At 73.0% G+C, this 25,471-nt stretch carries 25 protein-coding genes, 1 tRNA gene and 1 riboswitch; of the genes, 20 read left to right on the forward strand and 6 right to left on the reverse strand.

Annotated features, from left to right (window positions below; genetic code table 11):
* From AB4Z02_RS11780 to AB4Z02_RS11805, 6 genes are all read left to right on the forward strand, one after another.
* On the forward strand, window positions 1-854 hold an 854-nt coding region (locus tag AB4Z02_RS11780; protein ID WP_441971156.1), incomplete at its 5' end, for a pseudouridine synthase.
* Between the two features lie 36 nt (window positions 855-890).
* Window positions 891-1,973, forward strand: a complete 1,083-nt coding sequence (locus tag AB4Z02_RS11785) for a prephenate dehydrogenase (RefSeq protein ID WP_056885075.1) — start codon at window positions 891-893, stop codon at window positions 1,971-1,973.
* Between the two features lie 91 nt (window positions 1,974-2,064).
* Window positions 2,065-2,769 (forward strand): (d)CMP kinase, encoded by a 705-nt coding sequence (cmk, locus tag AB4Z02_RS11790; RefSeq protein WP_056885076.1) that lies wholly within the window; start codon window positions 2,065-2,067, stop codon window positions 2,767-2,769.
* Window positions 2,766-3,464, forward strand: coding sequence for a lysophospholipid acyltransferase family protein (locus AB4Z02_RS11795; RefSeq protein WP_441971158.1), 699 nt, complete (start codon window positions 2,766-2,768; stop codon window positions 3,462-3,464). Before cmk ends, AB4Z02_RS11795 begins: the two co-directional genes overlap by 4 nt.
* 164 nt (window positions 3,465-3,628) lie before the next feature.
* Window positions 3,629-5,086 (forward strand): ribosome biogenesis GTPase Der, encoded by a 1,458-nt coding sequence (gene der / locus AB4Z02_RS11800; protein ID WP_056885078.1) that lies wholly within the window; start codon window positions 3,629-3,631, stop codon window positions 5,084-5,086.
* 124 nt (window positions 5,087-5,210) lie between these two features.
* Window positions 5,211-5,284: transfer RNA gene (locus AB4Z02_RS11805), tRNA-Pro, on the forward strand.
* On the opposite strand, the gene AB4Z02_RS11810 is transcribed toward AB4Z02_RS11805, so the two are convergent.
* On the reverse strand, window positions 5,276-6,412 hold the full coding sequence (locus tag AB4Z02_RS11810; protein WP_162253938.1) for a serine hydrolase domain-containing protein: 1,137 nt from the start codon (window positions 6,410-6,412) through the stop codon (window positions 5,276-5,278). The two genes, AB4Z02_RS11805 and AB4Z02_RS11810, sit on opposite strands and share 9 nt — an antisense overlap.
* A 159-nt stretch (window positions 6,413-6,571) precedes the next feature.
* On the opposite strand from AB4Z02_RS11810, the gene AB4Z02_RS11815 reads away from it, so the two are divergent.
* The 4 genes from AB4Z02_RS11815 to AB4Z02_RS11830 all read left to right on the forward strand — a co-directional run bounded on the left by AB4Z02_RS11815 (window position 6,572) and on the right by AB4Z02_RS11830 (window position 9,355).
* A complete protein-coding gene (locus tag AB4Z02_RS11815; protein ID WP_441971160.1) occupies window positions 6,572-6,940 on the forward strand; it encodes a hypothetical protein in 369 nt (122 codons plus the stop codon).
* Between the two features lie 69 nt (window positions 6,941-7,009).
* Window positions 7,010-8,134, forward strand: a complete 1,125-nt coding sequence (locus AB4Z02_RS11820) for a DNA glycosylase AlkZ-like family protein (protein ID WP_441971162.1) — start codon at window positions 7,010-7,012, stop codon at window positions 8,132-8,134.
* Window positions 8,135-8,845 (forward strand): hypothetical protein, encoded by a 711-nt coding sequence (locus AB4Z02_RS11825; protein WP_056885082.1) that lies wholly within the window; start codon window positions 8,135-8,137, stop codon window positions 8,843-8,845. It abuts the gene before it with no gap.
* A gap of 18 nt (window positions 8,846-8,863) precedes the next feature.
* Window positions 8,864-9,355, forward strand: coding sequence for a hypothetical protein (locus tag AB4Z02_RS11830; protein ID WP_441971164.1), 492 nt, complete (start codon window positions 8,864-8,866; stop codon window positions 9,353-9,355).
* A 68-nt stretch (window positions 9,356-9,423) separates the two neighbouring features.
* On the opposite strand, the gene AB4Z02_RS11835 is transcribed toward AB4Z02_RS11830, so the two are convergent.
* From AB4Z02_RS11835 to AB4Z02_RS11845, 3 genes are all read right to left on the reverse strand, one after another.
* Window positions 9,424-10,191, reverse strand: a complete 768-nt coding sequence (locus AB4Z02_RS11835; RefSeq protein WP_441971166.1) for a class I SAM-dependent methyltransferase — start codon at window positions 10,189-10,191, stop codon at window positions 9,424-9,426.
* Between the two features lie 66 nt (window positions 10,192-10,257).
* Window positions 10,258-10,902, reverse strand: coding sequence for a DUF2461 domain-containing protein (locus tag AB4Z02_RS11840; protein ID WP_056885085.1), 645 nt, complete (start codon window positions 10,900-10,902; stop codon window positions 10,258-10,260).
* A 42-nt stretch (window positions 10,903-10,944) separates the two neighbouring features.
* Window positions 10,945-12,093, reverse strand: a complete 1,149-nt coding sequence (locus AB4Z02_RS11845) for a MalY/PatB family protein (RefSeq protein ID WP_441971167.1) — start codon at window positions 12,091-12,093, stop codon at window positions 10,945-10,947.
* 42 nt (window positions 12,094-12,135) lie between these two features.
* Here AB4Z02_RS11845 and AB4Z02_RS11850 point away from each other — a divergent pair, with 42 nt between their 5' ends.
* The 10 genes from AB4Z02_RS11850 to gcvP all read left to right on the forward strand — a co-directional run bounded on the left by AB4Z02_RS11850 (window position 12,136) and on the right by gcvP (window position 21,080).
* Entirely contained in the window at window positions 12,136-12,750 is a 615-nt protein-coding gene (locus AB4Z02_RS11850) for a CDP-alcohol phosphatidyltransferase family protein (protein ID WP_056885087.1), read from the forward strand.
* 7 nt (window positions 12,751-12,757) lie between these two features.
* On the forward strand, window positions 12,758-13,723 hold the full coding sequence (locus AB4Z02_RS11855) for a DUF881 domain-containing protein (RefSeq protein ID WP_056885088.1): 966 nt from the start codon (window positions 12,758-12,760) through the stop codon (window positions 13,721-13,723).
* Entirely contained in the window at window positions 13,720-14,052 is a 333-nt protein-coding gene (locus AB4Z02_RS11860; protein WP_056885089.1) for a small basic family protein, read from the forward strand. Before AB4Z02_RS11855 ends, AB4Z02_RS11860 begins: the two co-directional genes overlap by 4 nt.
* Window positions 14,049-14,849 (forward strand): DUF881 domain-containing protein, encoded by an 801-nt coding sequence (locus AB4Z02_RS11865; RefSeq protein WP_441971170.1) that lies wholly within the window; start codon window positions 14,049-14,051, stop codon window positions 14,847-14,849. The genes AB4Z02_RS11860 and AB4Z02_RS11865 overlap by 4 nt, the downstream gene beginning before the upstream one ends.
* A gap of 58 nt (window positions 14,850-14,907) precedes the next feature.
* Complete coding sequence (gcvH, locus tag AB4Z02_RS11870; protein ID WP_441971172.1) at window positions 14,908-15,297, forward strand: glycine cleavage system protein GcvH; 390 nt, start codon at window positions 14,908-14,910, stop codon at window positions 15,295-15,297.
* Window positions 15,298-15,403: 106 nt separating this feature from the next.
* On the forward strand, window positions 15,404-15,859 hold the full coding sequence (locus AB4Z02_RS11875; RefSeq protein WP_056885091.1) for an FHA domain-containing protein: 456 nt from the start codon (window positions 15,404-15,406) through the stop codon (window positions 15,857-15,859).
* A 38-nt stretch (window positions 15,860-15,897) separates the two neighbouring features.
* A complete protein-coding gene (ftsR, locus tag AB4Z02_RS11880) occupies window positions 15,898-16,602 on the forward strand; it encodes a transcriptional regulator FtsR (protein ID WP_056885092.1) in 705 nt (234 codons plus the stop codon).
* Between the two features lie 19 nt (window positions 16,603-16,621).
* The gene (locus tag AB4Z02_RS11885; RefSeq protein WP_056885093.1) at window positions 16,622-17,119 is read left to right on the forward strand and encodes a bifunctional nuclease family protein; all 498 of its coding nucleotides are present in this window, start codon (window positions 16,622-16,624) and stop codon (window positions 17,117-17,119) included.
* Between the two features lie 168 nt (window positions 17,120-17,287).
* A complete protein-coding gene (locus AB4Z02_RS11890; RefSeq protein WP_056885094.1) occupies window positions 17,288-17,869 on the forward strand; it encodes a MerR family transcriptional regulator in 582 nt (193 codons plus the stop codon).
* A 95-nt stretch (window positions 17,870-17,964) separates the two neighbouring features.
* A riboswitch (glycine riboswitch) is annotated at window positions 17,965-18,071 on the forward strand.
* A 69-nt stretch (window positions 18,072-18,140) separates the two neighbouring features.
* Entirely contained in the window at window positions 18,141-21,080 is a 2,940-nt protein-coding gene (gene gcvP, locus AB4Z02_RS11895; RefSeq protein WP_441971175.1) for an aminomethyl-transferring glycine dehydrogenase, read from the forward strand.
* Between the two features lie 58 nt (window positions 21,081-21,138).
* On the opposite strand, the gene AB4Z02_RS11900 is transcribed toward gcvP, so the two are convergent.
* Together AB4Z02_RS11900 and AB4Z02_RS11905 are read right to left on the reverse strand one after the other, a co-directional pair.
* A complete protein-coding gene (locus tag AB4Z02_RS11900) occupies window positions 21,139-24,285 on the reverse strand; it encodes an AAA family ATPase (protein ID WP_441971177.1) in 3,147 nt (1,048 codons plus the stop codon).
* Complete coding sequence (locus tag AB4Z02_RS11905) at window positions 24,282-25,457, reverse strand: exonuclease SbcCD subunit D (protein ID WP_056885096.1); 1,176 nt, start codon at window positions 25,455-25,457, stop codon at window positions 24,282-24,284. The genes AB4Z02_RS11900 and AB4Z02_RS11905 overlap by 4 nt, the downstream gene beginning before the upstream one ends.
* Between the last annotated feature and the right edge of the window lie 14 nt (window positions 25,458-25,471).

The following is a 25,471-nucleotide window of genomic DNA, read 5'->3' on the forward strand; positions in this document are numbered from 1 at the left end:
GGCCCGGTCCGCGCGGTGGCGCGCAGGGCCGGCCCGAGCGGCCCCAGCGCGGCAGCTCCGGCACGACCAAGCGCAGCCAGCCCACCCGGGTCCCACGCGAGCAGCCCGTGCCGACCGTCGACGTCCACGACCCCGACGGCGTCCGGCTGCAGAAGCTGCTCGCGGCGGCGGGCGTCGGCTCGCGCCGGGTCTGCGAGAACCTCATCAGCGAGGGGCGCGTCGAGGTCGACGGGCACGTCGTCACCGAGCTCGGTGTCCGCATCCGTCCCGACCAGACCGTCCACGTCGACGGCGTCAAGGTCCAGCTCGACGAGAGCCGCGTCTACTTCGCCTTCAACAAGCCGCTCGGCGTCGTCACGACCATGAACGACGAGCTCGGCCGGATCAACATCGGCGACTACGTCGGCAACCGCACCGAGCGTCTCTTCCACGTCGGCCGGCTCGACGCGGACACCGAGGGCCTGCTGCTGCTCACCAACGACGGCGAGCTCGCCCACCGCCTCCAGCACCCCCAGTACGGCGTCTTCAAGACCTACCTGGCGCAGATCCCCGGCCCCGTGCCGCGCGACATCGGCAAGCAGCTGCGCGAGGGCGTGACCCTCGAGGACGGTCCGGCGTCGGTCGACTCGTTCAGGATCATCGACTCCCAGCCCGGCAAGGCGCTGGTCGAGGTGGTCCTGCACGAGGGGCGCAAGCACATCGTGCGGCGCCTGCTCGAAGCCGTCGGCCACCCCGTCCTGTCGCTGGTGCGCGTGCAGGTCGGCCCGATCCACCTCGGCGACACCAAGCCCGGCAAGATGCGCAAGCTCAACAAGGACGAGGTCGGCAAGCTCTACACCGCAGCCGGACTCTAGAGCGGCGGGTCACGGCGCGTCGGTAGCCTTCGCCTCGTGACCCCACGCGTCAGGATCGTCGGCACCGGCCTCATCGGCACGAGCCTGGGCATCGCCCTGTCCCGCGCCGGGTATGCCGTGGTGCTCACCGACCCGTCGCCCACCGCGACTGCGCTGGCGCGGGACCTCGGGGCCGGGGCGGTCGCCTCCCCGGACGACGCGGCACCAGACGTCGTCGTGGTCGCCGCACCGCCCGACGTGGCGGGGCAGGTGGTCGCCGACGAGCTCGAGCGGTGGTCCTCGGCGGTGGTCACCGACGTCGCCTCCGTCAAGGTGGCCGTCCTCGACCAGGTGCGGGCCCTGGGGGGCGACCTCACGCGGTACGTCGGTTCGCACCCCATGGCCGGCCGCGAGCGGTCCGGCGCTGTCGCGGCCAGGGGAGACCTGTTCGACGGCCGGGCCTGGGTCGTGGTGCCGGGCGACGCGTCCTCGCCGTTTGCCGTCGAGACCGTCCGCGCACTCGCCCTGGCCGCTGGCGGCACGGTGAGCGTGATGAGCCCGGCAGACCACGACGCCGCGGTGGCGGCGGTGTCCCACGTGCCCCAGCTCGCTGCCTCACTGGTCGCCGGTCGCCTGCGTGACCTGTCCGACCCAGCCGTGGCGCTGTCCGGGCAGGGCATCCGTGACGTCACCCGCATCGCGGCCAGCGACCCGCAGCTGTGGACCCAGATCCTGGCCGGCAACGCCGGGGCGGTCCGGGAGGTCCTCGCGCACGTGCACGACGAGCTCGGCGAGGTCATCGCCGCGCTGGACACCCTGACCGGCGGCGACGGGGTGGGCGCCCGGGAGGTGCTGGCGAGGGTCGTCGCCCAGGGGAACGCCGGCCACGCGAGGATCCCGGGCAAGCACGGTGCCGCGCCCACGGCGTACTCGACCGTGGTGGTGCTCGTGCCCGACCAGCCGGGACAGCTGGCCCGGCTGTTGCACGACGTGGGCGACGCCGGGGTCAACCTCGAGGACCTGCACCTCGAGCACGGGCTGGGGCAGCCGTTCGGCCTCGCGGAGGTCTCGGTGCTGCCGGCGGTGGCCTCCCGGCTCGCCGACGAGCTGCAGGCCCGCGGCTGGCGCCTGCACGCTTGACCGGCCGCCGGCCGAGGCGCGTCGCGGGGCAGGGCGGTCCCCGCGGACGGGCGTCGCGCCGGTCGCACGCCTGCCCATAGGCTTGTCGGCCATGAGCAGTGAGCACCTCGTCGTGGCGATCGACGGCCCCTCAGGGTCCGGCAAGTCCAGCGTCTCGCGGGCGGTGGCCCGCGAGCTCGGCATCGGCTACCTCGACACCGGCGCCATGTACCGCGCGGTCACCTGGTGGTGCCTCGAGGAGGGGGTCGACCTCGACGACGCCGCTGCCGTGGAGCAGGCCTCGCGCGACATCCCGCTGGAGATGGGCACCGACCCGGCCCACGCCAGCGTGCGGGTCAGTGGCCGCGAGATCGAGGACGACATCCGCACGACGCGCGTGAGCGAGGTCGTGTCGAAGGTCGCCACCAACACCGGGGTCCGCCCGGTGCTGCAGCAGCTCCAGCGCGACCTCATCGACCAGGTCGCCACGCAGACCGGGGGAGTGGTCGCGGAGGGGCGCGACATCACCACGGTCGTGGCCCCCGACGCCGACGTCCGGGTGCTCCTCACGGCCAGCGTCGAGGCGCGGTTGCGTCGACGGTCCAAGGACCTGCACGGCCACGACGCCGACCACGCCGTCGAGGCCACCCGCGACCAGATCGTGCGCCGGGACGCCGACGACTCCACCGTCTCCGAGTTCACCGAGGCCGCCGAGGGCGTGCACCTCGTCGACACCTCCGACCTGGACTTCGAGCAGAGCGTCGCGGCGGTCATCGACGTCGTCCGCCGGGAGGCCCCGGCCAAGGCCGGCGTGTGACCGCCGCGCCCCCGGCCCCTGCGGTCACCCCCCGGTGGCGGGTGATGATCAACATCGTCGTCGGCCGGGTGCTGTTCGGCACGCTCTACCGGGTGACCACGGTGGGTCGTGACCGCGTGCCGAAGGGCGGACCGGTCCTCTTCGTCGGCAACCACGTGGGTGTCCTCGACGGCCCGATGCTGCCCGCGCTCGCGCCGCGCCCGACCTGCGTGCTCGTCAAGCGCGAGCTGTTCAAGGGCCTGCTCGGGTGGTTCCTGCGGTTCATCGGCCACATCCCCGTGACCCGCAACTCCGGGGACCGCAGCGCCCTGACCTCTGCGGTGGCCGTCCTCAGGTCGGGCGGCGCCGTGGGCATCTTCCCCGAGGGGACCAGGGGTCGCGGTGACGTCTCCGCCGTGCAGCAGGGCGCTGCCTGGCTGGCTCTCCAGGGTGGCGCGACGGTCGTGCCGGTGGCGTTCCTCGGCACCAGGGCGACAGGGGCCTCGACGGGCTCGCTGCCGAGGCTCGGCAGCCGCATGGTCGTCGAGTTCGGCCACCCCGTGGAGCTGGCTGCCGACACCGGGCTCAAGGGCCGCGCCCGCCTGGCGGCCGCCACGACCCAGCTGCGCGACGTCCTCGCCGCCCACGTGTCCGAGGCCTCCGTGCGTCACCAGGTCGCGCTGCCCGACGACGACGGGGCGCGCGCGAAGGCGTGAACCACGGGCGGCCCCCGGGGTCCTGAGGCGGGAGAGGCGAGGGAGAGGAGGGTGCCGCGCAGCGGCGCGTGTCCTGGCCGCACCCGAAAGTGCGCGACAATGTGGGGCGGCCCTGCGCGATACCGCGCGCGTGGCCGGACCACAGACCGACGCAAGGACCTTTCGTGAGTGAGCACCTGACCGACGACTCGACTGTCGAGCGCGCCCTGCGCGTGGGGCTTGAGGACTTCGACCTCACCGACGAGGACCGTTCGCTCATCGACGGCGAGCTCGACGAGGACGGCTTCGTCGTCGGCAGCGGGCCGCTGCCGGTCGTCGCGGTCGTCGGCCGTCCCAACGTCGGCAAGTCGACCCTCGTCAACCGCATCCTCGGCCGCCGCGAGGCCGTCGTCGAGGACGTGCCCGGGGTGACGCGTGACCGGGTCGCCTACGACGCCGACTGGGCCGGGCGCCGGTTCACCCTCGTCGACACCGGCGGCTGGGAGATCGACGCCACCGGCATCCACCTGCGCGTCGCCGAGCAGGCCGAGGTCGCCGTCGACCTCGCGGACGTGGTCATGTTCGTCGTCGACGCGACGGTCGGGGCCACCGACGACGACGAGGCGGTCGTGAAGCTGCTGCGCCGCTCCGGCAAGCCGGTCGTGCTCGTGGCCAACAAGGTCGACGACCAGCGCACCGAGGCCGACGCCGCCGCCCTGTGGAACCTCGGTCTCGGCCAGCCCTGGCCCGTCTCGGCGCTGCACGGCCGGGGGAGCGGCGACGTCCTCGACGCCGTCCTCGAGGTGCTGCCGTCGGTCGCCGCCAACTCCGAGGCCTACCAGCGGGGTGGCCCGCGCCGGGTGGCGCTCATCGGCCGTCCCAACGTCGGCAAGTCCTCGCTGCTCAACAAGCTCGCCGGCGAGGACCGGGTCGTCGTCGACAACGTCGCCGGCACCACCCGCGACCCCGTGGACGAGTTCATCGAGCTCGGCGGCAAGACCTGGCGCTTCGTCGACACCGCCGGCATCCGTCGCCGGGTGCACCAGACCCGCGGTGCCGACTTCTACGCCTCGCTGCGCACGCAGACCGCACTGGAGAAGGCCGAGGTCGCCGTCGTCCTCATCGACGCCGAGCAGTCGATCGCCGAGCAGGACATCCGCGTCGTGCAGCAGGTCATCGACGCCGGTCGCGCCCTGGTCGTCGCCTACAACAAGTGGGACCTGCTCGACGAGGAGCGCCGCTACTACCTCGAGCGCGAGATCGAGCGCGAGCTCGTGCAGATCCCGTGGGCGCCGCGCGTCAACATCTCGGCCAAGACGGGTCGCGCCGTCGAGAAGCTCGTGCCCGCACTCGAGAAGTCGCTCGACTCGTGGGACTTCCGCGTGCCGACCGGCCGCCTCAACGCGTTCTTCGGCGAGATCGTCGCGTCCAACCCCCACCCGGTGCGCGGTGGCAAGCAGCCGCGCATCCTGTTCGCGACCCAGGCCTCGACCCGCCCCCCGCGGTTCGTGGTCTTCGCCTCGGGCTTCCTCGAGGCCGGCTACCGCCGGTTCCTCGAGCGTCGCCTGCGTGAGGAGTTCGGCTTCGAGGGGACGCCGATCGAGGTCTCGGTGCGCGTCCGCGAGAAGCGCCGCCGCAAGTAGGCGACCGTCGGAAGCCGGTGCACGCCATACCGATTTCAAGCAGCGGTATGGCGTGCGCTAGGGTTTCGTTCGCTCCCGCGGACCTGCCTCGGCACGGTTCCGGCGCGGGGTGACAACTCAAGAACGGGCTGTGGCGCAGCTTGGTAGCGCACTTGACTGGGGGTCAAGGGGTCGCAGGTTCAAATCCTGTCAGCCCGACGTTCGTGAGGGTCCGGTCTGCTTCGGCAGGCCGGGCCCTTCTGCGTTCCCGGTGGACCCCGGGGTGTACTCCGCGTGGACCGCCTCCCACACCTGGTCCGCGCGGGCGTGGCCACCCAGCCCGCGGGTGAGGTAGGCGGCGCCGTACCCCGCGGCGGGCTCGGCCCACGCGGCGCACCCACCGGCGCCGCCCATCCCCAGGTCGACGCGGCCGTCCTCGTCGTCGAGCTGGAACCCCAGCGTCCACGTGACGTCCCGACCGATGACCCCGTCGTAGCCGCTCGCCGCGGGGGAGGTGTAGGCCCGCCACAGGTCGCGCCCGAGCAGCCCCGCGACATACCCGTCCGGCCGGAGCACGTCGTCGTAGAACCGGGCGAGAGACAGGGCGTTGGCGTGCAGGGACACGGCCGGGAAGGCGGTGCGCCGGAAGTGGTCGGAGTTCAGCACCTCGGGGTCGAGCAGGCCCGCGGGCCGACCGAGCGCCGGCCCCCACCGGGGGTCCGCGAGGTACGCAGCTGCCCAGTCGTCAGTGGGTTCCACCAGACGGGCGACCCGAGCGAGGTCGGGCTCCTCGAGTCGCAGGTGCAGGTCCCACCCGGCGGCCCGGGCGATGCCCGCGAACCGCTCCGCCAGCGGCACGCCGGTGGCCCGACGCAGCACCTCGTCGAGGAGGTGGCCGTAGGTGAGGGCGTGCTCGGCGACTCCCGCGCCCGGTGCGTGGACGGGCGCAGCGCCGGCCAGCAACTCCACGAGCGCGTCCCGGTCGTCGTACTCGAGGCGCGCCGCCTCCTCCGGGAAGGCAGGCAGTCCGGCCTGGTGCGAGAGCAGTTGTAGCAGGGTCGTCGCCTGCTTGCCCCGGCACCCGTACTCCGGCCACGCAGAGGCGACGGGCTGGTCCAGGTCGAGGGTTCCCTCGCCCACGGCGCTCAGGAGGGTCAGGGCGGCGAACGGCTTGGCGACCGAGAAGGTCATCACCAGGGTGTCGGGCGTCCACGGTGCGGTGTCGTCGCGGGTGCCGCCGGCGTGGTCGACCTCCACCAGCCCGTCCCGCACGACGGCGACGGCCGCGCCGGGCTCCTGCCCGGAGGCGACCAGACCGTCCAGCACCTCGCCGGGCCTGGGACTCACGCGACCCACCATAGGACCCCGTGCCCTGCCGTGGACCGGTCGTCGTGCGGTCGGTCGAGGTGCGGTCGGTCGACGTGCGGTCGGTCGACGTGCGGGACCGAAGGCCCCTGTGCTGCCGCTGCATGGCTGCCACGCTGGAGGCGGACAGGGAGGTGTGTGATGGCAACCACCAACCGCGCTCCGCACGTCGGAGCCCATCGCACCCGCGGCAGCGGAAGCAACTTCACCAGGGCGTGGATCGCCGTGGGATCCATACCGCTGTTCTTCATCGTGGCGTTCGCCGTGGGGGAGGGCCTCTACGCGCTCCTCGGCTACAAGCCCGAGGAGGCCAACGAGCCACTCTGGGTCGGCCTCGTCGCCGGGGTACCCGCCATCGTCCTGTTCCTCCTGCCCTGCGCCGCGGCAGTCTGGTTCGGCAACAAGGCCCGCGTGGCGGGGCGGCAGGCCGCGCTGCTGCCGATGCTCATCGGTGCTGTCCTCGGGCTGTGGATGGTGGTCATGAACGTCGTCTCGGTGGTGGCGGGATAGCTCTCGCGGCCGGTCCCCACGTGGTGCTGACGGTGGCGAGACGGCCGCGTCCGGTGCGAGGGTGTCCGCATGGGGGCGCGGTCCGAGGCATCGGTCAGCTGGCCACGGGCGCTGGCGTGGCGGCTGGGGCGCCAGCTGCTCGACCCGGTCGGTGACGAGTCGGTCGGGGGAGTCGTGCAGCGACTCGGCGCGGTGCCGGCCATGGACGACTCGCTGGCCGAGCTGGCCGTGCGCACGCGGCGTACGCGCTCACGCCCCGGCGAGCTGGCCGAGGCGCTGGCCGACGGTGAGGTGGTCAAGGCCTTCGCCTTCCGGGGTGCCGTGCACTACCTGTCGCCGGAGGACGGCGGGGCCTACCTCGCGCTGCGCGCAGCGGGGCGGCAGTGGGAGCGCACGAGCTGGGTCGACTTCTACGGGCTCACACCACAGGCCTGGCCGGCGTTCCGCACTGCGGTGCGCGAGGCGCTGTCCGGCGGCCCGCTCACCGTGGCCGAGCTGGGTGCCGCGGTGACCCGGCACCGTGACTACCGGCACCTGCGTGCGGTGTTCGACGACGGCGCGGGCACCTTGGTCAAACCGCTGACCTGGCAGGGCGACATGGGCTTCGGTCCACCGCGGGGCGGCCGGGCCACCTTCCAGCGGCTCGACACCACCCCGCGCTGGCAGGGCATCCCCGACCTCGACGAGGCAGGGCACCACGCGGTCGAGTCCTACTTCCGCAGCTACGGCCCGGCGACGCGCGACCACGTGCACTACTGGCTGGGCAACGGGCTCAGTGCCGGCCGCCGACGCATCGACGGCTGGCTCGCCTCGCTGTCGGAGCGGCTCGTGCCCCTCGACGTCGACGGCACGACCGCCTACGTCCTGCACGAGGACGTCGAGGCGCTGCTGGCGGCGGAGCCCTCGAACGAGGTGCGGTTCCTGCCCGGCCACGACCAGTGGGTCATGGGGCCGGGTACGAAGGACGAGAGTGTCACCCCCGCGTCGCGGCGCGACGCCGTGACCCGCAAAGCGAACCTCGTCATCGTCGGCGGGGTGGTCAGTGGCACGTGGAAGGTGCGTGCCGACCACGTCGAGGTCACTGGGTTCGACGACGACCGACCGGTGCCACGGCAGGGCCTCGAGGACGAGACGCGTCGCCTCGGTTCCATCCTGGGCCGGCCGGTGCGGCTCGCCCTGGCTGGGAGCGCCTGAGTGGACGAGGTCCGACGCCTGCACGACCCCGGCGTGGGTGACTGGCTGCAGCCCCGTCTGGTCGAGTGGCGCGCCGCAGGTGCTCGCGGGGTCCCGGTGGGGGCCGTGGTGCCGACTGGCTACGAGGCGGTGGTGCGCGTCCTGCACCCGCCGGGCGACGGCCGGACCTGGGCGCAGGTGGCGGCGGCGTCCGGGTGCCTCATCCATCCGCTCGCCCAGTGGTGCTGCATCGCGGCCGACTTCCGCGGCGACGGCCGGCACAGCGACATCGACCCGGACGAGGGCTCCGTCCCTGCCTCCACCCTCGGGGCGGTCCTCGACCACTGCCCCGGTGAGGGGCGCCTCTACCAGGCGGTGTGGGACGGCTTCGGGTCCTGGACGGAGGGTCGCCACGAGCTGGGAGAGCTGGTGCGCGGCCGGGGAAGGGACTACCTGGTCTTCGAGACACCGAGGGCGCCGGTGACGCGGTGGCCGGGTATGCAGCCCCACTGGCCCCAGTCGGCCAACCTCGTCTGGCCGCCCGACCGTGCCTGGTGCATCGCCACGGAGATCGACTGGGACAGCACCCTCGTCGCCGGCTCGGCGGCGATGTGCAGGGCGCTGCTGGGGGACGCCAGGCTGGAGGCGTTCGAGGTGCACTACGACGACGACCTCAGCTGGTGCGGCGACACCCTCAACCCTCGTCCCGGGTGGCTCACCGGCTGCCCCTGAGCGTGGTTCAATCACCGCGTGGACCTGACGAAGGCGTTCAGCGCCGAGGAGTACGCCGGCGCCCTCGAGTCCTGGGACTGGCTCGACCTGTCGGCCGCGACGCCGGTCATGGCGACGCTGTTCGGCGACGTCATCCTCGAGGTGCCGGGAGGGTTCGCGTTCCTCGACACGGTGGAGGGCGCCCTGACCACACCATGGGGTGACCGGGAGGCGGTCGAGGCGAGCCTGCTCAGCCAGGACGGCCAGGACCGCTACCTCATGGGCGAGCTCGCGGTCGCGGCTGCCGAGCAGGGCATCGTGCCGGGCGAGTCGCAGGTGCTCAGCTTCGTCCACCCTCCGGTGCTCGGGGGACCGCTCACGGTCGACAACCTCGAGGTGCAGGACTTCGTGGTGGCGACCAACATCTGCGGGCAGATCCACCAGCAGGTGCTGGACCTCCCGCCGGGGACGCCGATCGCCGGTGTGGCCGTCGAGGGTCTTGCGGTGGACGGTGCCGTGGCCGAGGGCTGAGGCCGCCAGCCAGCAGGCGGCCGGCTGCAACGCGGAGGGGAGCCGGACCCGTGGGCCAGAAAAGGGCGTCAGGCCGGCTGCACCGTGGCCCTGACGCACCATGAGGACGCGGCCACCTCGAACGGCCCGTCCGGCACCCTGCGCCGGCACGCGGCCACCAGGGCGTCGCGGCGCTCCTCGTCGAGACCGGCCACGTACACCCCTGCCGGTCCGACCCCGAGCAGGTAGGGCTCCCACCACTGCTCGAACGACTCGAAGGGGACGTGGACGGTGATGACCGACTCCTCCGCTCCCGCCAGCCCAGCCGCGTCGAAGAGCCTGGCCAGGTCGCCCTCGCGCACGCCCGCGTAGTCGCTCTCGCCCTCCTCCTGCGGGTCGACCGCGCGCACCGCCTCCCAGAAGAGTGACAGCGGCCCGTTGCCGGACGCGTGGTTCCACACGGCGGCTGCGACCGTGCCACCCGGACGCGTGACGCGTGCCATCTCCGCCAGGCCGGCCACCGGGTCGGCCATGAAGTGCACGACGAGCTGGGCCAGGCTGGCGTCGAACGTCCCGTCCGCGAACGGCAGGTCCTCCGCGGTGGCGACCCTCACCTCGAGCCCGGGGAACCGAGCCCGCGTCGCCTCGACGAACGGCTCCGACGGGTCGACCGCAGCCACGCCCGCAACCCCGAGGGCGTCGACGAGGCGGGCGGTGAGTGCGCCGGGTCCGCAGCCCACGTCGAGCGCCCGCTGCCCGGGCCGCAGCTCGGCGACCTGGACGAACTGGTCGGCGAGCGGCTCGGAGAACCGGCCCATGAACCTGCCGTACGCCTGCGCTGGGACGAGGAAGCTCATCCCCGGACTGTAGGACGCACCCGGCAGTTCCGACAGTGGCTCGAGCCGCCGCCGGGAAGCCCAACGTCACTCGACGGCGACGTGCTCCAGCACCCACTCGGTGAGCGGGCGCACACGACGCCAGGCAGCGCGTACCTCGTCCGCGGCACGCGGCGTCGACAGCCACGCTGGGGTGCCCACGCGGCGCAGGGCCATGAGCTCCTTGCGGCGCAGCAGCTCCAGTCTCGGGTGGTCGGCGTCGTACCCCTTGGGCCGGGTCTTCAGCGCTGCGCCCTCGAGGGTGAAGCCGGCCGACCCGAGCTCGGCGACGATGCGCTCGAGCGCCGGCCCGGCGGCGCTGGAGTCCACGGCCGCGCGGTACCTGGCCGTCTCGGCAGGGGAGTGGGCGCGGAAGCCCCCGCCGACCACGAGGCCGTCGCCGCCGAGCTGGAGGTACCACCCGGCACCCTTCTCCCGACCGGTCAGCGCCGCCTGGTGGGTCTTGTACGGCGACTTGTCGGCGCTGAAGCGCAGGTTGCGGTTGGGGCGGAACAGCTTGCCCGGGCCGAACTCGTCGGCGAGCTCGGCGACCAGCGCGCGCATCGGGTCGCGGACCTCGCGCTGCCACTGCTCCTTGTGCTCGGCCCAGAACTCGCGGGTGTTGTCCTCCTCGAGGTCCTGGTAGAACTCCACGCCCCACGTGGGGAAGCCTGCGAACGCACGGTCGGCCATCTGGCCACTGTGCCACGCCGGCTGGACTGCCACCGACGGAGCTCAGGAGCCGACAGCCGCGGCGATGCGGCCCACCGCCTCGCGGAGGATGGCCGGCGACGTGCCGAAGTTGAGCCGGGCGTGCCCCGTGCCCCCGTGACCGAAGCCCGGGCCCGGGTGCAGGGCCACCTTCGCGCGGCCCAGCAGGGTCGCGGCCGGGTCGGGCCCCAGGTCGTAGGCGGAGAAGTCGAGCCACGCCAGGAACGTCCCCTGCGGCTCGCGGTAGCGCACGAGCGGAAGCTGCTCGGCAAGCAGGTCGCCGAGCAGGAGGCGGTTGGCCTCGAGCCCCTCGAGCAGCGCATCGAGCCAGGGACCGCCCTCGAGGTAGGCGGCGCGGTGGGCGATGACGCCGAGGTGGGAGGCGCCGTGCGACACCTCCTCGGGGACCCGGGCGAGGTCGTCGACAGCCTCCGGTCCCGGGACCGCCACGGCCGCCTTGAGCCCGGCGAGGTTGAAGGCCTTCGACGCCGACATCAGCGACACCGCGCGCGCCCCGGCCGGCAGCGACGCCACCGGGGTGAACCGCACGCCCGGGTGGGCTAACGGGGCGTGGATCTCGTCGGCGACCACGCGGACGCCGAAGGCCGCCGCGATCTCGAGGACCGCGGTGAGCTCGGCCGGGGTGTGGACGGCGCCGGTCGGGTTCTGGGGGTTGCACAACAGGTATGCCGCCCGGGCGCCCTCGCGGGTCGCCGATGCGCACGCGTCCTCGACCGTCACCGGGTCGAGGCGGCCGTCGGCACCAAGTGGTGCCTCCACCACGCGCCGCCCGAGGCTGTGCACGAACTGGAAGAACGGCGGGTAGACCGGCGAGTTCACGACGACGGCGTCGCCGGGGGAGGTGAACAGCCGGAGCACCTCGACGACGCCCAGCATCACGTCCGGCACCAGCGACATGGTCGCCGGGTCGGGCCGCCAGCCCCACCGGTCGCCGGCGAAGGAGGCCAGCGCCTCGGTGTAGTCCGGGGCCCACGGGTAGCCGGTGTCACCGCGGCGCACCGCGTCGACCACCGCGCGCTGCACCGGCTCCGCCGGGACGACGTCCATCTCGGCGACCCAGAGGGGCAGGACGTCAGGGCCGTAGAGCCGCCACTTCACGCTGCGGCGCGCGTGCAGCGCCTCCAGCCCCGGTCCGTCCAGCGGGTTGTCCATGCCTGCGAACTCTACGGCTGCACCGCCCGTTAGGCTGCGGGCGTGGCAGCCGAGGGTGACCGGGGGACGGGTACGGGGGTGGCCGTGGTCTCCGACCGCGTGCTCACCGTCCCCAACGTGCTGTCCCTGCTGCGCCTGCTCGGCGTCCCGGTCTTCCTGTGGGCGATCCTGGCCGAGCACGACGCCATCGCCCTGGTCACCCTGATGCTCTCCGGGATCAGTGACTACCTCGACGGCAAGATCGCCCGGCACTACGGACTGGAGTCCCGGCTCGGCCAGCTGCTCGACCCGTTCGCCGACCGCCTCTACATCGCCACGACGCTCTTCGGCCTGGCCTGGCGCGACATCATCCCGTGGTGGCTGGTCTGGGCGCTCGTCGGCCGCGAGGTCCTGCTCGCCGGCGTGCTGTGGTGGGTCAAGCGCCACGGCCAGGTCGGCCTGCCCGTCCACTTCGTCGGCAAGGCCGCCACCTTCAACCTCCTCTACGCGTTCCCGCTCCTTCTGCTCGGCCAGGGCACCAGCGGCTTCGCCGAGTGGGCGCTGCCGATCGGGTGGGCCTTCGCGTGGTGGGGCACCGCCCTGTACTGGGTCGCCGGCGTCATGTACATCGTCCAGGCCCGGCAGGTGGTGGCCGTGCGCACGGCTGCCGCCTCCTGAGGTGCCCATGGTCCCCACCTCGCACCGCGACCACCCCCAGACCACGCCCCCGGGGCGCCGTCCGGACGAGTCGATGACGCTGCTCACCTCGATGATGGAGCGGCCCCTCGACCCCGGGTACGCCGCCGCCGCCGAGCGCCGTGTCGCCGAGGGGCTCCCTGCGAGCACCGGCACGCGGACCGCGACGGTCGCCGTGGCGGCGGTGGTGGCGGGCCTGTTGCTGACGCTGGGGGCGGTCGCCCTGCGCGCGCCGTCCACGTCGGCGGCCAAGGCCAAGGCACAGCTCGTCGACCAGGTCGAGTCGCGCCGCAAGGCCGTCGACAGGCAGGAGGCGTCGCTGCGCACCCTGCAGGCGCAGGTCGAGCAGCTGCGTGGCCAGGCCCTGGCCCAGAGCTCGAGCTCGCTGCAGAGCCGGCTCGAGGCGCTCGACGCGGCGTCCGGCGCCCAGGCCCTCACCGGCAAGGGCATCGTCGTCGTCCTCGACAACGCCCCCGGCGTCGACAAGAACAGCGCTGACGGCAACCCCCGCACCGACGCCGGCAGCCAGGAGGGCAAGGTCTTCTCCAAGGACATGCAGGTCGTGGTCAACGGCCTGTGGCAGGCGGGTGCCGAGGCGATCTCCGTCAACGGACAGCGGCTCACCTCGCGGTCCGCCATCCGTTTCGCCGGCGAGGCGATCCTCGTCAACTACCGGCCGCTGGCCCGGCCCTACACGATCACCGTCCTGGGCGACCCCGACAACCTGCAGGTGGAGTTCGCCGACAGTGCGGGTGGCGCCTATGCGCGCGCCCTCAAGGACAACTACGGCATCCGTGTTTCCATTGACGCCGCCGACAAGCTCACCGTTCCGGCCGCCACGTCGCTCACCGTGCGCGAGGCGGCCGTGCCCCGACCCGACCGCACCCCGCCCGGGACCCAGACCGGCAGCCCGACCAGCACCCCATCGTCGCCAACCTCGGAGAACACACCGTGATACCCCTGCTTGGCCTCATCGGCGGAGTGCTCATCGGGCTCCTGTGGGGGCCGGACGTGCCGCTCGTCCTCCAGCCCTACCTGCCCATCGCCGTGATCGCCGCGCTCGACGCGGTCTTCGGTGCGGTGCGGGCGGTCCTCGACGGGATCTTCAACGACAAGGTCTTCGTCGTCTCCTTCCTCGCCAACGTCGTCGTCGCCGCGTTCATCGTCTTCCTCGGTGACCAGCTCGGGGTCGGCTCGCAGCTGTCCACCGGCGTCGTCGTCGTGCTCGGCGTCCGCATCTTCTCCAACGTCGCCTCGATCCGCCGGCACCTGTTCCGGGCATGAGCACCGTCCCTCCCACCCCTCCCAGCCCCCCGACCCGGACCGGTCCGGGCTACGGCCCCGACGACCGCGAGGGCCCGAGCTCGTGGAAGCGGCTGCTGCGCATGGCGCGTCCGCGGGCCACGCGCGCCAACGCGTTCGCGGCCCTGCTCTCCATCGCCCTCGGGTTCGCCATCGCCACGCAGGTCCAGCAGACCGACCAGAGCGGGCTGGAGCAGCTGCGTGAGGACGAGCTGGTCCGCATCCTCGACGACGTCAACCAGGAGCAGGGGCGCCTGGCCAACGACACCCGTGAGCTGGAGAGCAGCCGCGACGCGCTGCTGTCGGGCGCGAGCTCGAGCTCCGAGGCGCTGAAGTCCGCCCAGGACCGCCTCGACACCCTCGGCATCCTCACCGGGACGTCGCCGGCCACCGGACCCGGGATCGTGGTGACCATCAACGACCCCGACCACAAGGTGACCTCCGCGCGCCTGCTCGACGCCCTGCAGGAGCTGCGCGACGCCGGAGCCGAGGCCGTGCAGATCGGCGAGGTCCGCGTCGTGGCCAGCACCTGGTTCGCCGACGTCGACGGCGCGATCGAGGTCAGCGGCCAGCGAGTGGCCCAGCCCTACTCCATCAAGGCCATCGGTGACCCGGCCACGATGGCCTCCGCGATGGACATCCCCGGAGGGGTCACCGAGTCCGTCCGCGGCGACGGCGCGACGCCCACGGTGCGGCAGGCCGAGTCGATCGACATCACCGCGTTGCACTCGCTTCAGGCGCCTCGTTACGCTCGGCCCGTCCCGGCGCCGTCGAAGTAGCGAGAGCCGGACCCCACGCCACCTGCACCACCCGCCACCCCGCGCACCGAGGAGCACCATGAGCGAGCTGGAGTACCCCCAGGACCTGCGTTACACCGCCGAGCACGAGTGGGTGCGCTCCGGCGAGGACGGCACGGTCCGCATCGGGATCACCGCCTTCGCCCAGGACGCCCTCGGCGACGTCGTCTACGTCAGCCTCCCGACCGTCGGCGACACCGTGGCCACCGGCGACGCCTGTGGCGAGGTCGAGTCCACCAAGTCCGTCAGCGACCTCTATGCGCCGCTCGACGGTGAGGTCACCGCCGTCAACCAGGCGCTGGACGCCACCCCCGAGCTCGTCAACACCGACCCCTACGGTGAGGGCTGGATGTACGAGCTGCGCCCGTCGGACGAGGCTGCCGTCGCGGCCCTGATGGACCCCGCGGCGTACCAGGCCCAGCTCGGCTGAGCCGCGTTCGGCCCCTTGGCAGATTCCGCTGCGCTCGCGCGGCGGCGTCGCCTAGGGTGTGTGCTTTGCTAGAGGGGACTGACGACGACAGAGGAGCGCAGCATCCATGAACGGCAGCGAGATGGACGAGCAGGCGTCGCACGCTCACGAGCCGACGACCATGCGGCTCCCCGGTATCTCCGATCTCGAGCAGGTCGACACCAGCGCCGAGGTCGAGGTCTCCCTGAGCAAGGCCGACCAGGCCACCGTCGACGCGCTGCGCCCGGGCACCGCCCTGCTGGTCGTGCTCCGCGGCCCCAACACCGGTGCGCGCTTCCTTCTCGACGACGACGAGGTCAACTCCGGCCGTCACCCTGACAGCGACATCTTCCTCGACGACGTGACGGTGTCCCGCAAGCACGCCAACTTCCGCCGCGAGGGCGACACCTTCGTCGTGCGCGACGTGGGCTCGCTCAACGGCACCTACGTCAACCGTGAGCGGATCGACGAGGCGACGCTGCACACCGGCGACGAGGTGCAGATCGGCAAGTTCCGCCTCGTGTTCTACGCCGGCAGGGCCTGACCAAGGCCGCTGTGACTCCTCGCGGCCCACGTCAGTCCATGACGATCGGGGCGGTGCTCGCGGCCCTGCGCGAGGACTTCCCGGACGTCACGATCTCCAAGATCCGCTTCCTCGAGACCGAGGGCCTGGTCACCCCGGCGCGCACGGGCTCCGGCTACCGCACCTACTCGGCCACCGACGTCGAGCGGCTCCGCTACATCCTCACGGCCCAGCGCGACCACTTCTGGCCGCTCAAGGTCATCCGTGACGCCCTCGACGCCCTCGACCGCGGCCTGACGCCCGAGCGGGCGGGGTCGGCCGGTATGCCGCGACCGTCGGTGCCGCAGCCGGCCGCGGACCCCGACGTGCCGACTTCCGAGTCCCTGACGTCCACCGGTTCGCTGCGCCTCACGAGGGCCGAGCTGGTCGCGGCCGCAAGGCTGGAGGAGGCCACGATGGACTCGCTCGAGACCTTCGGCCTCGTGCGACCCGACGACACCGGCCACTACGGCGACGCCGCGCTCGGCATCGCCCACACCGCGGCGGCGCTGGCTGCGTACGGCGTGGAGCCCCGCCACCTGCGCCCGTTCCGGACAGCCGCCGACCGGGAGATCGGGCTGGTCCAGCAGGTCGTGACGCCCCACCGGGCAGCGTCCGGGAAGGCCGGACGGGGAGGCGCGCAGACGGACCCCACTCCCGAGGTCCTGCGGCTGTGCATCGCCCTGCACACCGCGCTCGTGAGGGACGGGCTGCACCGCGGCTGAACCGGGGTACGGTGGAACGGTGAAGGAGCTCGAGGTCCTCGGAGTCCGGGTCGAGATGCCCACCAACCACCCCATCGTCCTGTTGCGCGAGCGTGACGGAGACCGCTACCTGCCGATCTGGATCGGGGCGGCCGAGGCGACGGCCATCGCCTACGCCCAGCAGGGCATCGAACCGCCGCGCCCGCTGACCCACGACCTGATGAAGAACGTCATCGAGGGCCTCGGCCACCGGCTCACGGAGGTACGCATCGTCGAGCTGCGCGACGGTGTCTTCCACGCCGCCCTGGTCCTCGACGGCACGACCGAGATCTCCTCCCGGTCCTCCGACGCCATCGCCCTGGCGCTGCGCACCGGCACGACGATCGTCGCGGGGGAGTCCCTGCTCGACGAGGCCGGCGTGGCGATGACGGGGGAGGAGGACAAGGACGACGAGGTCGAGCGGTTCCGCGAGTTCCTCGACCACGTGTCGGCCGAGGACTTCGAGACCAAACCGGGCGAAACCGGTCCCGAGGCGTAGCTCTCCACGCTCAACACCTCGACCTCGACCTGAGGTTGACGGTTCGGTGAACCGGCGCGACACGCCGGGGTGCGAGGGTGCAGTGGTGGTTGACGTGGTGTTTTCCCGGTCGTACCGTCAGCGGAAGACCGAATTCGACCCGTGTAGTTACACCAGGAGGTGAGCGTCGTGAACACGACCAGTGAGGCTGGCCACGGCCACACGAGCGTGCCCGCCGCGGCACAGGGGCTGCTGTTCACCGACGACCTCCCGGAGCTGCGTGAGGACACCGGCTACCGCGGGCCCACCGCGTGCAAGGCCGCCGGCATCACCTACCGCCAGCTCGACTACTGGGCCCGCACCGGCCTGGTCGAGCCGTCGGTCCGTGGCGCCACCGGCTCCGGCACCCAGCGGCTCTACGGCTTCCGCGACATCCTCGTGCTCAAGGTCGTCAAGCGGCTGCTCGACACCGGCGTCTCCCTCCAGCAGATCCGCGTGGCCATCACCCACCTGCGTGAGCGCGGGGTCGAGGACCTGGCCCAGATCACCCTCATGAGCGACGGCGCCTCGGTCTACGAGTGCACCTCCGCCGACGAGGTCATCGACCTCGTCCAGGGTGGCCAGGGAGTCTTCGGCATCGCGGTCGGCCGCGTCTGGCGCGAGGTCGAGGGCGAGCTCGCCGAGCTGCCCAGCGAGCGCACTGAGGACGAGGCACCGGCCGAGCACCCCGGCGACGAGCTGCGGATGCGGCGCCAGGCCCGGCTGGCCTGACCCACCCGGCGTCCACCGAGGACGCCCGAGACCGTCCGGCACGGGCCGTCGTTCCTTCGGGAGCGGCGGCCCGTGCTGTAGGTTGGACCTGCTGAACATCCCGTGCGGGAGAGTCCCCGCGTGCGTCCACCGTGACGCGTGGCGGGGCGCCGAAGGGGCAAACTCCCCGGAACCTCTCAGGCGCCAGGACTGCGCGGGACAGGCACCTCTGGAGCGGCCACGCCGTGACAGATGGGGAGGCGATCCGAGCATTCCGACGTTCAGGAGCCTCATGTCCGCCCAGCACGCCACCACGCCGTCCACCGCCACCGGGTCTTCGGGTACCGGGTCCTCGGGGGAGTGGTCCTCGGACCTGCCGGAGTTCACCGGTCGCCACATCGGCCCGTCCCACGACGACGTCCAGGCCATGCTCGAGGCCGTCGGGCACAGCAGCCTCGAGTCCCTCGTCGACGCGGCCCTGCCCGGCGCCATCCGCTCCGAGGGGCCGCTGCGGGTGGACCCGGCCGCCTCGGAGTCGGCCGTGGTCGAGGAGCTGCGCGGGCTCGCGCGACGCAACCAGGTCATGACCTCGATGATCGGCCTGGGCTACTACGGCACCATCACCCCGGCCGTGATCCAGCGCAACGTGCTGGAGAACCCCGCCTGGTACACCGCGTACACGCCCTACCAGCCCGAGATCTCCCAGGGTCGCCTCGAGGCCCTCATCAACTTCCAGACCGTCGTGAGCGACCTGACCGGTCTGGCGACCTCCGGTGCGTCGCTCCTCGACGAGGGCACTGCTGCAGCCGAGGCGATGACGCTGATGCGCCGCGCCAGCAAGGTCGCCACCGGCGCGGTGCTCCTGGTCGACGAGCACCTCTTCCCCCAGACGAAGGCGGTCATGCAGACCCGCGCGCTGCCGCTCGGCATCGACGTCGTGGTTGCCGACCTGACCGCCGTCGACTCCGCCGAGGCGCTGCGCGCGGCTGCCGGCGACCGTGACGTCTTCGGCGTCATCGTGCAGTACCCGGGCGCCGACGGTGAGGTGCGCGACTGGCGCGCCGTGGCTGCCGCCGCCCACGAGGTGGGTGCGCTGGTCACCGCCGCCGCCGACCTGCTCGCCCTGACCCTGGCCACAGCGCCGGGGGAGTGGGGCGCCGACGTGGCGGTGGGCACCACCCAGCGCTTCGGCGTGCCGATGGGCTTCGGTGGCCCGCACGCCGGGTACATGAGCGTCCGCACCGGCCTGGAGCGTTCGCTGCCCGGTCGCCTCGTCGGCGTGAGCGTCGACACCGAGGGGGCGCCTGCCTACCGGCTCGCCCTGCAGACGCGCGAGCAGCACATCCGGCGCGAGAAGGCCACGTCCAACATCTGCACCGCCCAGGTGCTGCTCGCCGTGATGGCGTCGATGTACGCCGTCTACCACGGTCCGGACGGCCTCACCGCGATCGCGCGGCGCGTGCACGGGCACGCCCGCGCCCTGGCCGAGGGACTGGTTGCCGGCGGTGTCGAGGTCGTCAACGAGAGCTGGTTCGACACCCTCACCGTGCGGGTGCCGGGCCGCGCCGACGAGGTCGTCGCCGAAGCCGTCCACCGCGGGGTCAACATCTGGCGCGTCGACGCCGACCGCGTGTCGGTCAGCGTCGACGAGACCACCGATCTGCGCCACCTCGACGCCGTGTGGGCTGCCTTCGGCGTCACCGGGCTCAGCTCGGTGACGGTCGGGGACGTGCAGTGGCCGGCCGAGCTCGTGCGCACGAGCGAGTTCCTGACCCACCCGGTGTTCCACAGCCACCGCAGCGAGACCTCCATGCTGCGCTACCTGCGCCGGCTCTCGGACCGCGACTTCGCCCTCGACCGCGGCATGATCCCGCTCGGCTCGTGCACCATGAAGCTCAACGCGACGACCGAGATGGTCGCGGTCACCTGGCCGGAGTTCGCCCACCTGCACCCGTTCGCCCCGGCGTCCCAGACCGAGGGCATCCGGTCGCTCATCAGCGACCTGTCGGCCTGGCTCTGCGAGATCACCGGGTACGACGCGGTGTCGCTGCAGCCGAACGCCGGCTCCCAGGGCGAGTTCGCCGGCCTGCTCGCGATCCACGCCTACCACGAAGCGAACGGCCAGTCGCAGCGCCGGATCTGCCTGATCCCCGCCAGCGCCCACGGCACCAACGCCGCGAGCGCGGTGATGGCCGGCATGAAGGTCGTCGTCGTCAAGACGGCTGCCGGCGGCGACATCGACATGGACGACCTGCGGACCAAGGTCGAGGAGCACCGCGACGACCTCGCCGCGATCATGGTGACCTACCCCTCGACCCACGGGGTGTTCGAGGACACCATCACCGAGCTGTGCGGCCTCGTCCACGACGCCGGCGGCCAGGTCTACGTCGACGGCGCCAACCTCAACGCCCTGGTCGGACTGGCCCGCCCGGGCAAGTTCGGCGCGGACGTCTCCCACCTCAACCTGCACAAGACGTTCTGCATCCCGCACGGCGGTGGTGGACCCGGCGTCGGTCCGGTCGCCGTGCGCGAGCACCTCGCCCCGCACCTGCCCAACCACCCGCTGTCCGCGGAGGCCGGGCCGGAGACCGGGGTCGGGCCGATCTCGGCGGCGCCGTTCGGGTCGGCGAGCATCCTGCCGATCTCGTGGGCCTACGTGCGGCTGATGGGTGGCGCCGGCCTCACCCGCGCCACGCAGGTCGCGATCCTCAACGCCAACTACATCGCCACCCGGCTGCGTGAGCACTACCCGGTGCTGTACTCCGGCCACGACGGCATCGTGGCGCACGAGTGCATCCTCGACCTGCGCGAGCTCACCAAGCGCAGCGGTGTCAGCGTCGACGACGTGGCCAAGAGGCTCATCGACTACGGCTTCCACGCACCCACGATGTCGTTCCCGGTGGCGGGCACGCTCATGGTCGAGCCGACCGAGAGCGAGGACCGCTACGAGATCGACCGCTTCTGCGACGCGATGATCGCCATCCGCCACGAGATCGCCGCCGTCGAGGCCGGGGACGTGGCCGTGGCCGACAGCATGCTGCGCAACGCCCCACACACCGCCAAGGCGCTGGCCGGCAAGTGGGAGTACCCGTACGAGCGGACCGAGGCCGCCTTCCCGGTCGGGGTGCACGCCGCCGACAAGTACTGGCCGCCGGTTGCCCGCATCGACGGCGCGTACGGCGACCGGCACCTGGTCTGCAGCTGCCCGCCGCCCGAGGCGTTCGAGAGCTGAGGCTCTTCGAGGTCCGGGCGCCCTGAAGGCTCCGACCCGGCCCCCGCCCCTGGAAGGCTCAGGCGGCGGGGGCCGCTTCGTCGGTGGCGGTGGTGCTGACGGTGGAGCCCTGCTCGGTCTTGGTGACGACGACCTGGCTCGAGATGCGGGTGCGCAGCTCGGCCACGTGGCTGACCACACCGACGGCGCGGCCGCCTTCGCGCAGGCCGTCGAGGACGGTCATGACCTGCTCGAGGCTCTCGTCGTCGAGCGTGCCGAAGCCCTCGTCGACGAACAGCGTCTGCAGGTCGAACCCACCGGACTCCTCCCTCACCGCATCGGCGAGCCCCAGGGCCAGGGCCAGGGACGCCATGAACGACTCACCGCCGGACAGCGAGCTGGTGTCACGGGCCTGGCCGGTCCACAGGTCGAGGACCTCCAGCCCGAGCCCGCTCCGGGCTCCGCGCGCGGCGAGGTCGTCGGTGTGGCGCAGCTGGTAGCGGCCCTCGCCCATGGTGACGAGGCGCTCGTTGGCCAGCGCCGCGACCTTCTCGAGCCGCGCCGCCAGCACGAACGCGGAAAGCCTCATCCGCAGGGTGTTGGACGCAGAGGTGCCGGTGACCGCGTCGGCGACCTCGCGCAGTACCTCGTGCTCGGCCGCTGCGGTGGCCAGTGCGGCGCACCGCTCGCCGACGGCGGTGCGCACCCGCTCGACGCCACCGAGGGTGCGCCGGACCAGGGTCTCGGCCGCGAGGGCCGAGGTGTAGGCCGTCCGCGCGGCCTCGGCGCCGTGCTGGAGCGTGTCGAGGTCAGGCGCCTCGCCGACGAGGGCCGCAGCCACGTCCGGGTCCTCGACGATGGTGGCGGCCTGCAGCAGGGCCGTGTCGCGAGCGGTGGTGCGGGCCCTGAGGGCGGTGACGTCGGCGGGACTGAGCAGTGCCGAGCGTGCCGCCGGGACGTCGGCGAAGCCGGCCTCGGTGAGCGCCGCCGTGGTCGCGGCGTCGACCACGGCCAGGGCTTCCAGAGCCCCTTCGAGCGCCTGGGCAGCGTGCAGGTGGTCCTGGAGCTGGCGGACCGTGGTGTCGTGGCGCCGGCGGACCCGCGGCAGTACCTCGAGCAGGTCGGAGACGTCGCCGGTTGCCGTCTCGCCGTCATGGACGTGGTGGTGCTGGTCACCGGCGCAGGGGCAGGTGGTGCCGTGCTGCAGGAGTGCCTCGCGCACGGCCTCGCCGTCGGTCGTGAGGTCCTGCTCGAGGGCGGCCAGGGTGGTCCGCGCGGCGGTGAGGCCGTCACGCAGCGCAGCGGCCTGGTCGGTCAGGGTGGCGATCTCGGCTTCGGCGGACTCCACGAGCTCGCGGGCACGGTCCAGCGCTGCCGAGCGCTCGACCGCCGATGCGTGCTCGGCACGGGCGTGGACCACGGCCTCGGCAAGCGCCTGCGCGTCACGCAGCTCCTCGCCGAGCTGAGCTGCACGCTCCGCCTGCGCGGCCTCGATGGAGGTGACCACTGACTGTGCGTCGGCGTGCGCGGCGGCCGCGACCTGCCAGGCGTGCTCTGCAGCCTCAACCACCTCGGCGGCCACCACGTCGCCACCGCTGGCCGGTGCCGGGTGCTCGGGGGAACCACACACCGGGCAGGGGTGCTGGTCCTCCAGGCGTGCCGCGAGCTCGGCGGCCATGCCGTCGAGCCGGGCCTGTCGAAGGTCCTGGTAGACGTCGCGCAGGTCGGCTGCCCGGGAACGGGCCGCCTGCGCGAGGGACGTGGCCTGTGCCAGCTCAACGGCTCCGTGGTCGAGCGCCGTCCTCGTCCGGTGCAGGACGGACAGCTCCTTGACGCGCGCAGCGGCGGGGGCCACGGCGCCGGCCGCCTCCGTGGTCGCGGCGAGCCCTCGCTGGGCCGCCAGGGACGCCTCTCGACTGCGGATGACCCTCTGGCCGAGCTGGGTGTGGGCGCGCTCGGCGGCGTGGGTCTGCTCCACCAGGGCCGTGTGCTCGCGGGTGCGCTCGAGCCAGGACCGTCCGCGCCGTTCGGCCTCGTCGAGGGCCGCCGCTGCGCCGGTCGCCCGCTCCACCGCGGGCTCCAGGGCGTCGACGGGCACCCCGAGGGCAGTCACGGTGCAGGTCGTCGCCTCGACGCGCTCCCGGGCCTGCTCGACGGCGTCGGCCGCCCGGGCGTGGGCCGCGAGGTCACCCGCGACCGAGCGGGCCCTCTGCGCGGCGTCGTGCGTGGACACGGCCGCGTCGTGCTCGGCCTGTCCGGAGGTGAGCCGCTCGATCGTCAGGGTCGCCTGCCGACCCCGCTCCCGCCGGGCCTGGACCTCGCGGGCCTGGTGCAGCGCGGTGGTGGCCAGGGCGTCGGCGGACTTCGCGCGCTCGACCGCCGCGAGCCCCTGCACCGAGGCGGACTCGAGCGCTGCCCGCACGGCGTCGAGTGCCGCGGGGAGGTCCTCGAGCGGCAACGCCGACCAGTCCGGCGCTGCAGCCGGGCCGCCGTCACCTGAGTCGCTCGCGCCGTCCGCGCCCGGCTCGCCGAGCGCCTCGGCGACCAGGCCGGCCGGTGCGTCGGCCAGGACGTCGGCGAGCACCGCCAGGTCGGAACGCAGGGCCGCGTGCTCCGACTGCAGGCGAGTCGCCGACTCCTTGCGCCGCGTGGCGAACCACTCCTCGACGGCGGCATAGGTGCTGACGTCGAACAGCCGCTCGAGCAGGCCGCGTCGCTCCTCGGGCGTCGCCCGCAGGAACGCCGCGAAGTCACCCTGGGGGAGCAGCACCACCTTGCTGAACTGCTCCAACCCCATGCCGAGGACGTCCTTGACGACGTCGGCGATCTCGTCGTGACGGGTGCTCAGGGCGTCCCACCCACCGCCCCGGTGCTCCCACAGCACTGCCTTCGCAGGCACCTTGGTCTCGCCGGTGCCGCGCGCCTTGGGCCGCATGAACTCCGGGGACCGCTCAAGGCGGAACCGTCGGCCACCGGCCGTGAGCTCGAGGGTGACCTGGGGGACGGCGCCCCGCTCGGCGTGGTCGCTGTGCAGGCCCTTCTTCGAGCGGGAGCCGGGCACGTCGGCATACAGGGCGAAGGCGATCGCATCGAGGAGGCTCGTCTTGCCGGCCCCGGTGGCCCCACGGATGAGGAACAGGCCGCCGGCGGCTGCGGCGTCGAGGTCGACGTCGACCGTGCCGGCGAACGGCCCGAACGCGGTCACGGTGAGGCGGTGCAGCCTCATGCTGCCCCCTCCGCCCGTCGCGGCGCCCGGAGCTGTCCCTCGTCGTCGTGCCCCGCCCTCTCGACCCTGACGGCCTCCACGGCCCGGGCGACGACGGCGCGCTCCTCGTCGGTGGACGCGTGGCCGCGGACGTGGTCGAGGAAGGTGCAGCAGACGTCGAGCGGGTCCTGCTGCTGCGCGCGCTGGGCGTAGGACCGCACCGGCACCGGGGCGCCCTGCGGGTCGAACTGCAGCACCAGTGTGTGGGGGAACCGGCGACGCAGCCGCTCCATGGCACCTGGTGGCCGCGTGGCATCGGTGAGGGTGACCTGGCACCAGGCGCGCTCCGCCTCCGCGTGGCTCGGGTCGGCGAGCAGCGCCTCGAGGTCGCCTCGCAGCACCGCCAGCGGGCGTGCGACCGGGGCGTCGACCGGCTCGACGTGGACACCGTGCTCGTCGAGGTCGACCAGCCACGAACCCTTGGTCTGCCGGTGCTCGCTGAACGACAGGGCGATCGGCGAGCCGCTGTAGCGGACGGTTTCGCTGACCCGCTGGCGGCCGTGGAGGTGACCCAGGGCGACGTAGTCGTGCCCGGCGAACGTGCGCGGGTGCACCGCGCCGACGCCGCCGACGGCGATGTCGCGCTCGGAGTCGCTGGTGGCGCCGCCGGTGACGAACGCGTGGCCCATGACGACCGACCGGCCCCCGCGGGCCAGCCGGTCGGCGTTGACCCGGGCCATGGCCGCACCGAGCACTCCTGCGTGGGTGCGCTCGGTGGTGCCGAGGGTGCCGGCCGCCACGGACGGCTCGAGGTAGGGCAGGGCGTGCACGGCCACGTCGCCCACCATCACCGGTGTGCCGACGGTGTCGAGGGAGGAGCGGATGTGCAGCCCGGTGCGGGCCAGCAGCTCGCTCGCGAACCCCAGCCTGATCGCGGAGTCGTGGTTGCCGCTGGACAGGACCACGGTGGCGCCCTCGGCCACCAAGCGGGTCACCGTCTCGCTGAGCAGCTGGACGGTGTCGGGGGCCGGCATCGCCCGGTCGTAGACGTCGCCGGAGACCAGGACCGCGTCGACGGACTCGGTGCGCACCGTCTCGACGAGGTGGTCCACGAACTGCGCCTGGGCGTCCAGCAGCCCCACCTGGTGGAAGGACCGCCCCAGGTGCCAGTCGGAGGTGTGGAGGAAGCGCACGTCAGCAGGCTAGG

The organism is Pedococcus sp. 2YAF34, from assembly GCF_052114585.1.
Lineage (GTDB): Bacteria > Actinomycetota > Actinomycetes > Actinomycetales > Dermatophilaceae > Pedococcus.

What these genes read in the sequence shown, in the direction of transcription:
- AB4Z02_RS11815 (WP_441971160.1), top strand. Translation starts at nt 6,572, where the DNA reads ATGGCAACCACCAACCGCGCTCCGCACGTCGGAGCCCATCGCACCCGC.
- gcvH (WP_441971172.1), top strand. Translation starts at nt 14,908, where the DNA reads ATGAGCGAGCTGGAGTACCCCCAGGACCTGCGTTACACCGCCGAGCAC.
- AB4Z02_RS11900 (WP_441971177.1), bottom strand. Translation starts at nt 24,285, where the DNA reads ATGAGGCTGCACCGCCTCACCGTGACCGCGTTCGGGCCGTTCGCCGGC.
- AB4Z02_RS11840 (WP_056885085.1), bottom strand. Translation starts at nt 10,902, where the DNA reads ATGGCCGACCGTGCGTTCGCAGGCTTCCCCACGTGGGGCGTGGAGTTC.
- ftsR (WP_056885092.1), top strand. Translation starts at nt 15,898, where the DNA reads ATGACGATCGGGGCGGTGCTCGCGGCCCTGCGCGAGGACTTCCCGGAC.
- AB4Z02_RS11845 (WP_441971167.1), bottom strand. Translation starts at nt 12,093, where the DNA reads ATGGACAACCCGCTGGACGGACCGGGGCTGGAGGCGCTGCACGCGCGC.
- AB4Z02_RS11820 (WP_441971162.1), top strand. Translation starts at nt 7,010, where the DNA reads ATGGGGGCGCGGTCCGAGGCATCGGTCAGCTGGCCACGGGCGCTGGCG.
- gcvP (WP_441971175.1), top strand. Translation starts at nt 18,141, where the DNA reads ATGTCCGCCCAGCACGCCACCACGCCGTCCACCGCCACCGGGTCTTCG.
- AB4Z02_RS11865 (WP_441971170.1), top strand. Translation starts at nt 14,049, where the DNA reads ATGAGCACCGTCCCTCCCACCCCTCCCAGCCCCCCGACCCGGACCGGT.
- AB4Z02_RS11835 (WP_441971166.1), bottom strand. Translation starts at nt 10,191, where the DNA reads ATGAGCTTCCTCGTCCCAGCGCAGGCGTACGGCAGGTTCATGGGCCGG.
- AB4Z02_RS11855 (WP_056885088.1), top strand. Translation starts at nt 12,758, where the DNA reads ATGGTCCCCACCTCGCACCGCGACCACCCCCAGACCACGCCCCCGGGG.
- AB4Z02_RS11875 (WP_056885091.1), top strand. Translation starts at nt 15,404, where the DNA reads ATGAACGGCAGCGAGATGGACGAGCAGGCGTCGCACGCTCACGAGCCG.
- cmk (WP_056885076.1), top strand. Translation starts at nt 2,065, where the DNA reads ATGAGCAGTGAGCACCTCGTCGTGGCGATCGACGGCCCCTCAGGGTCC.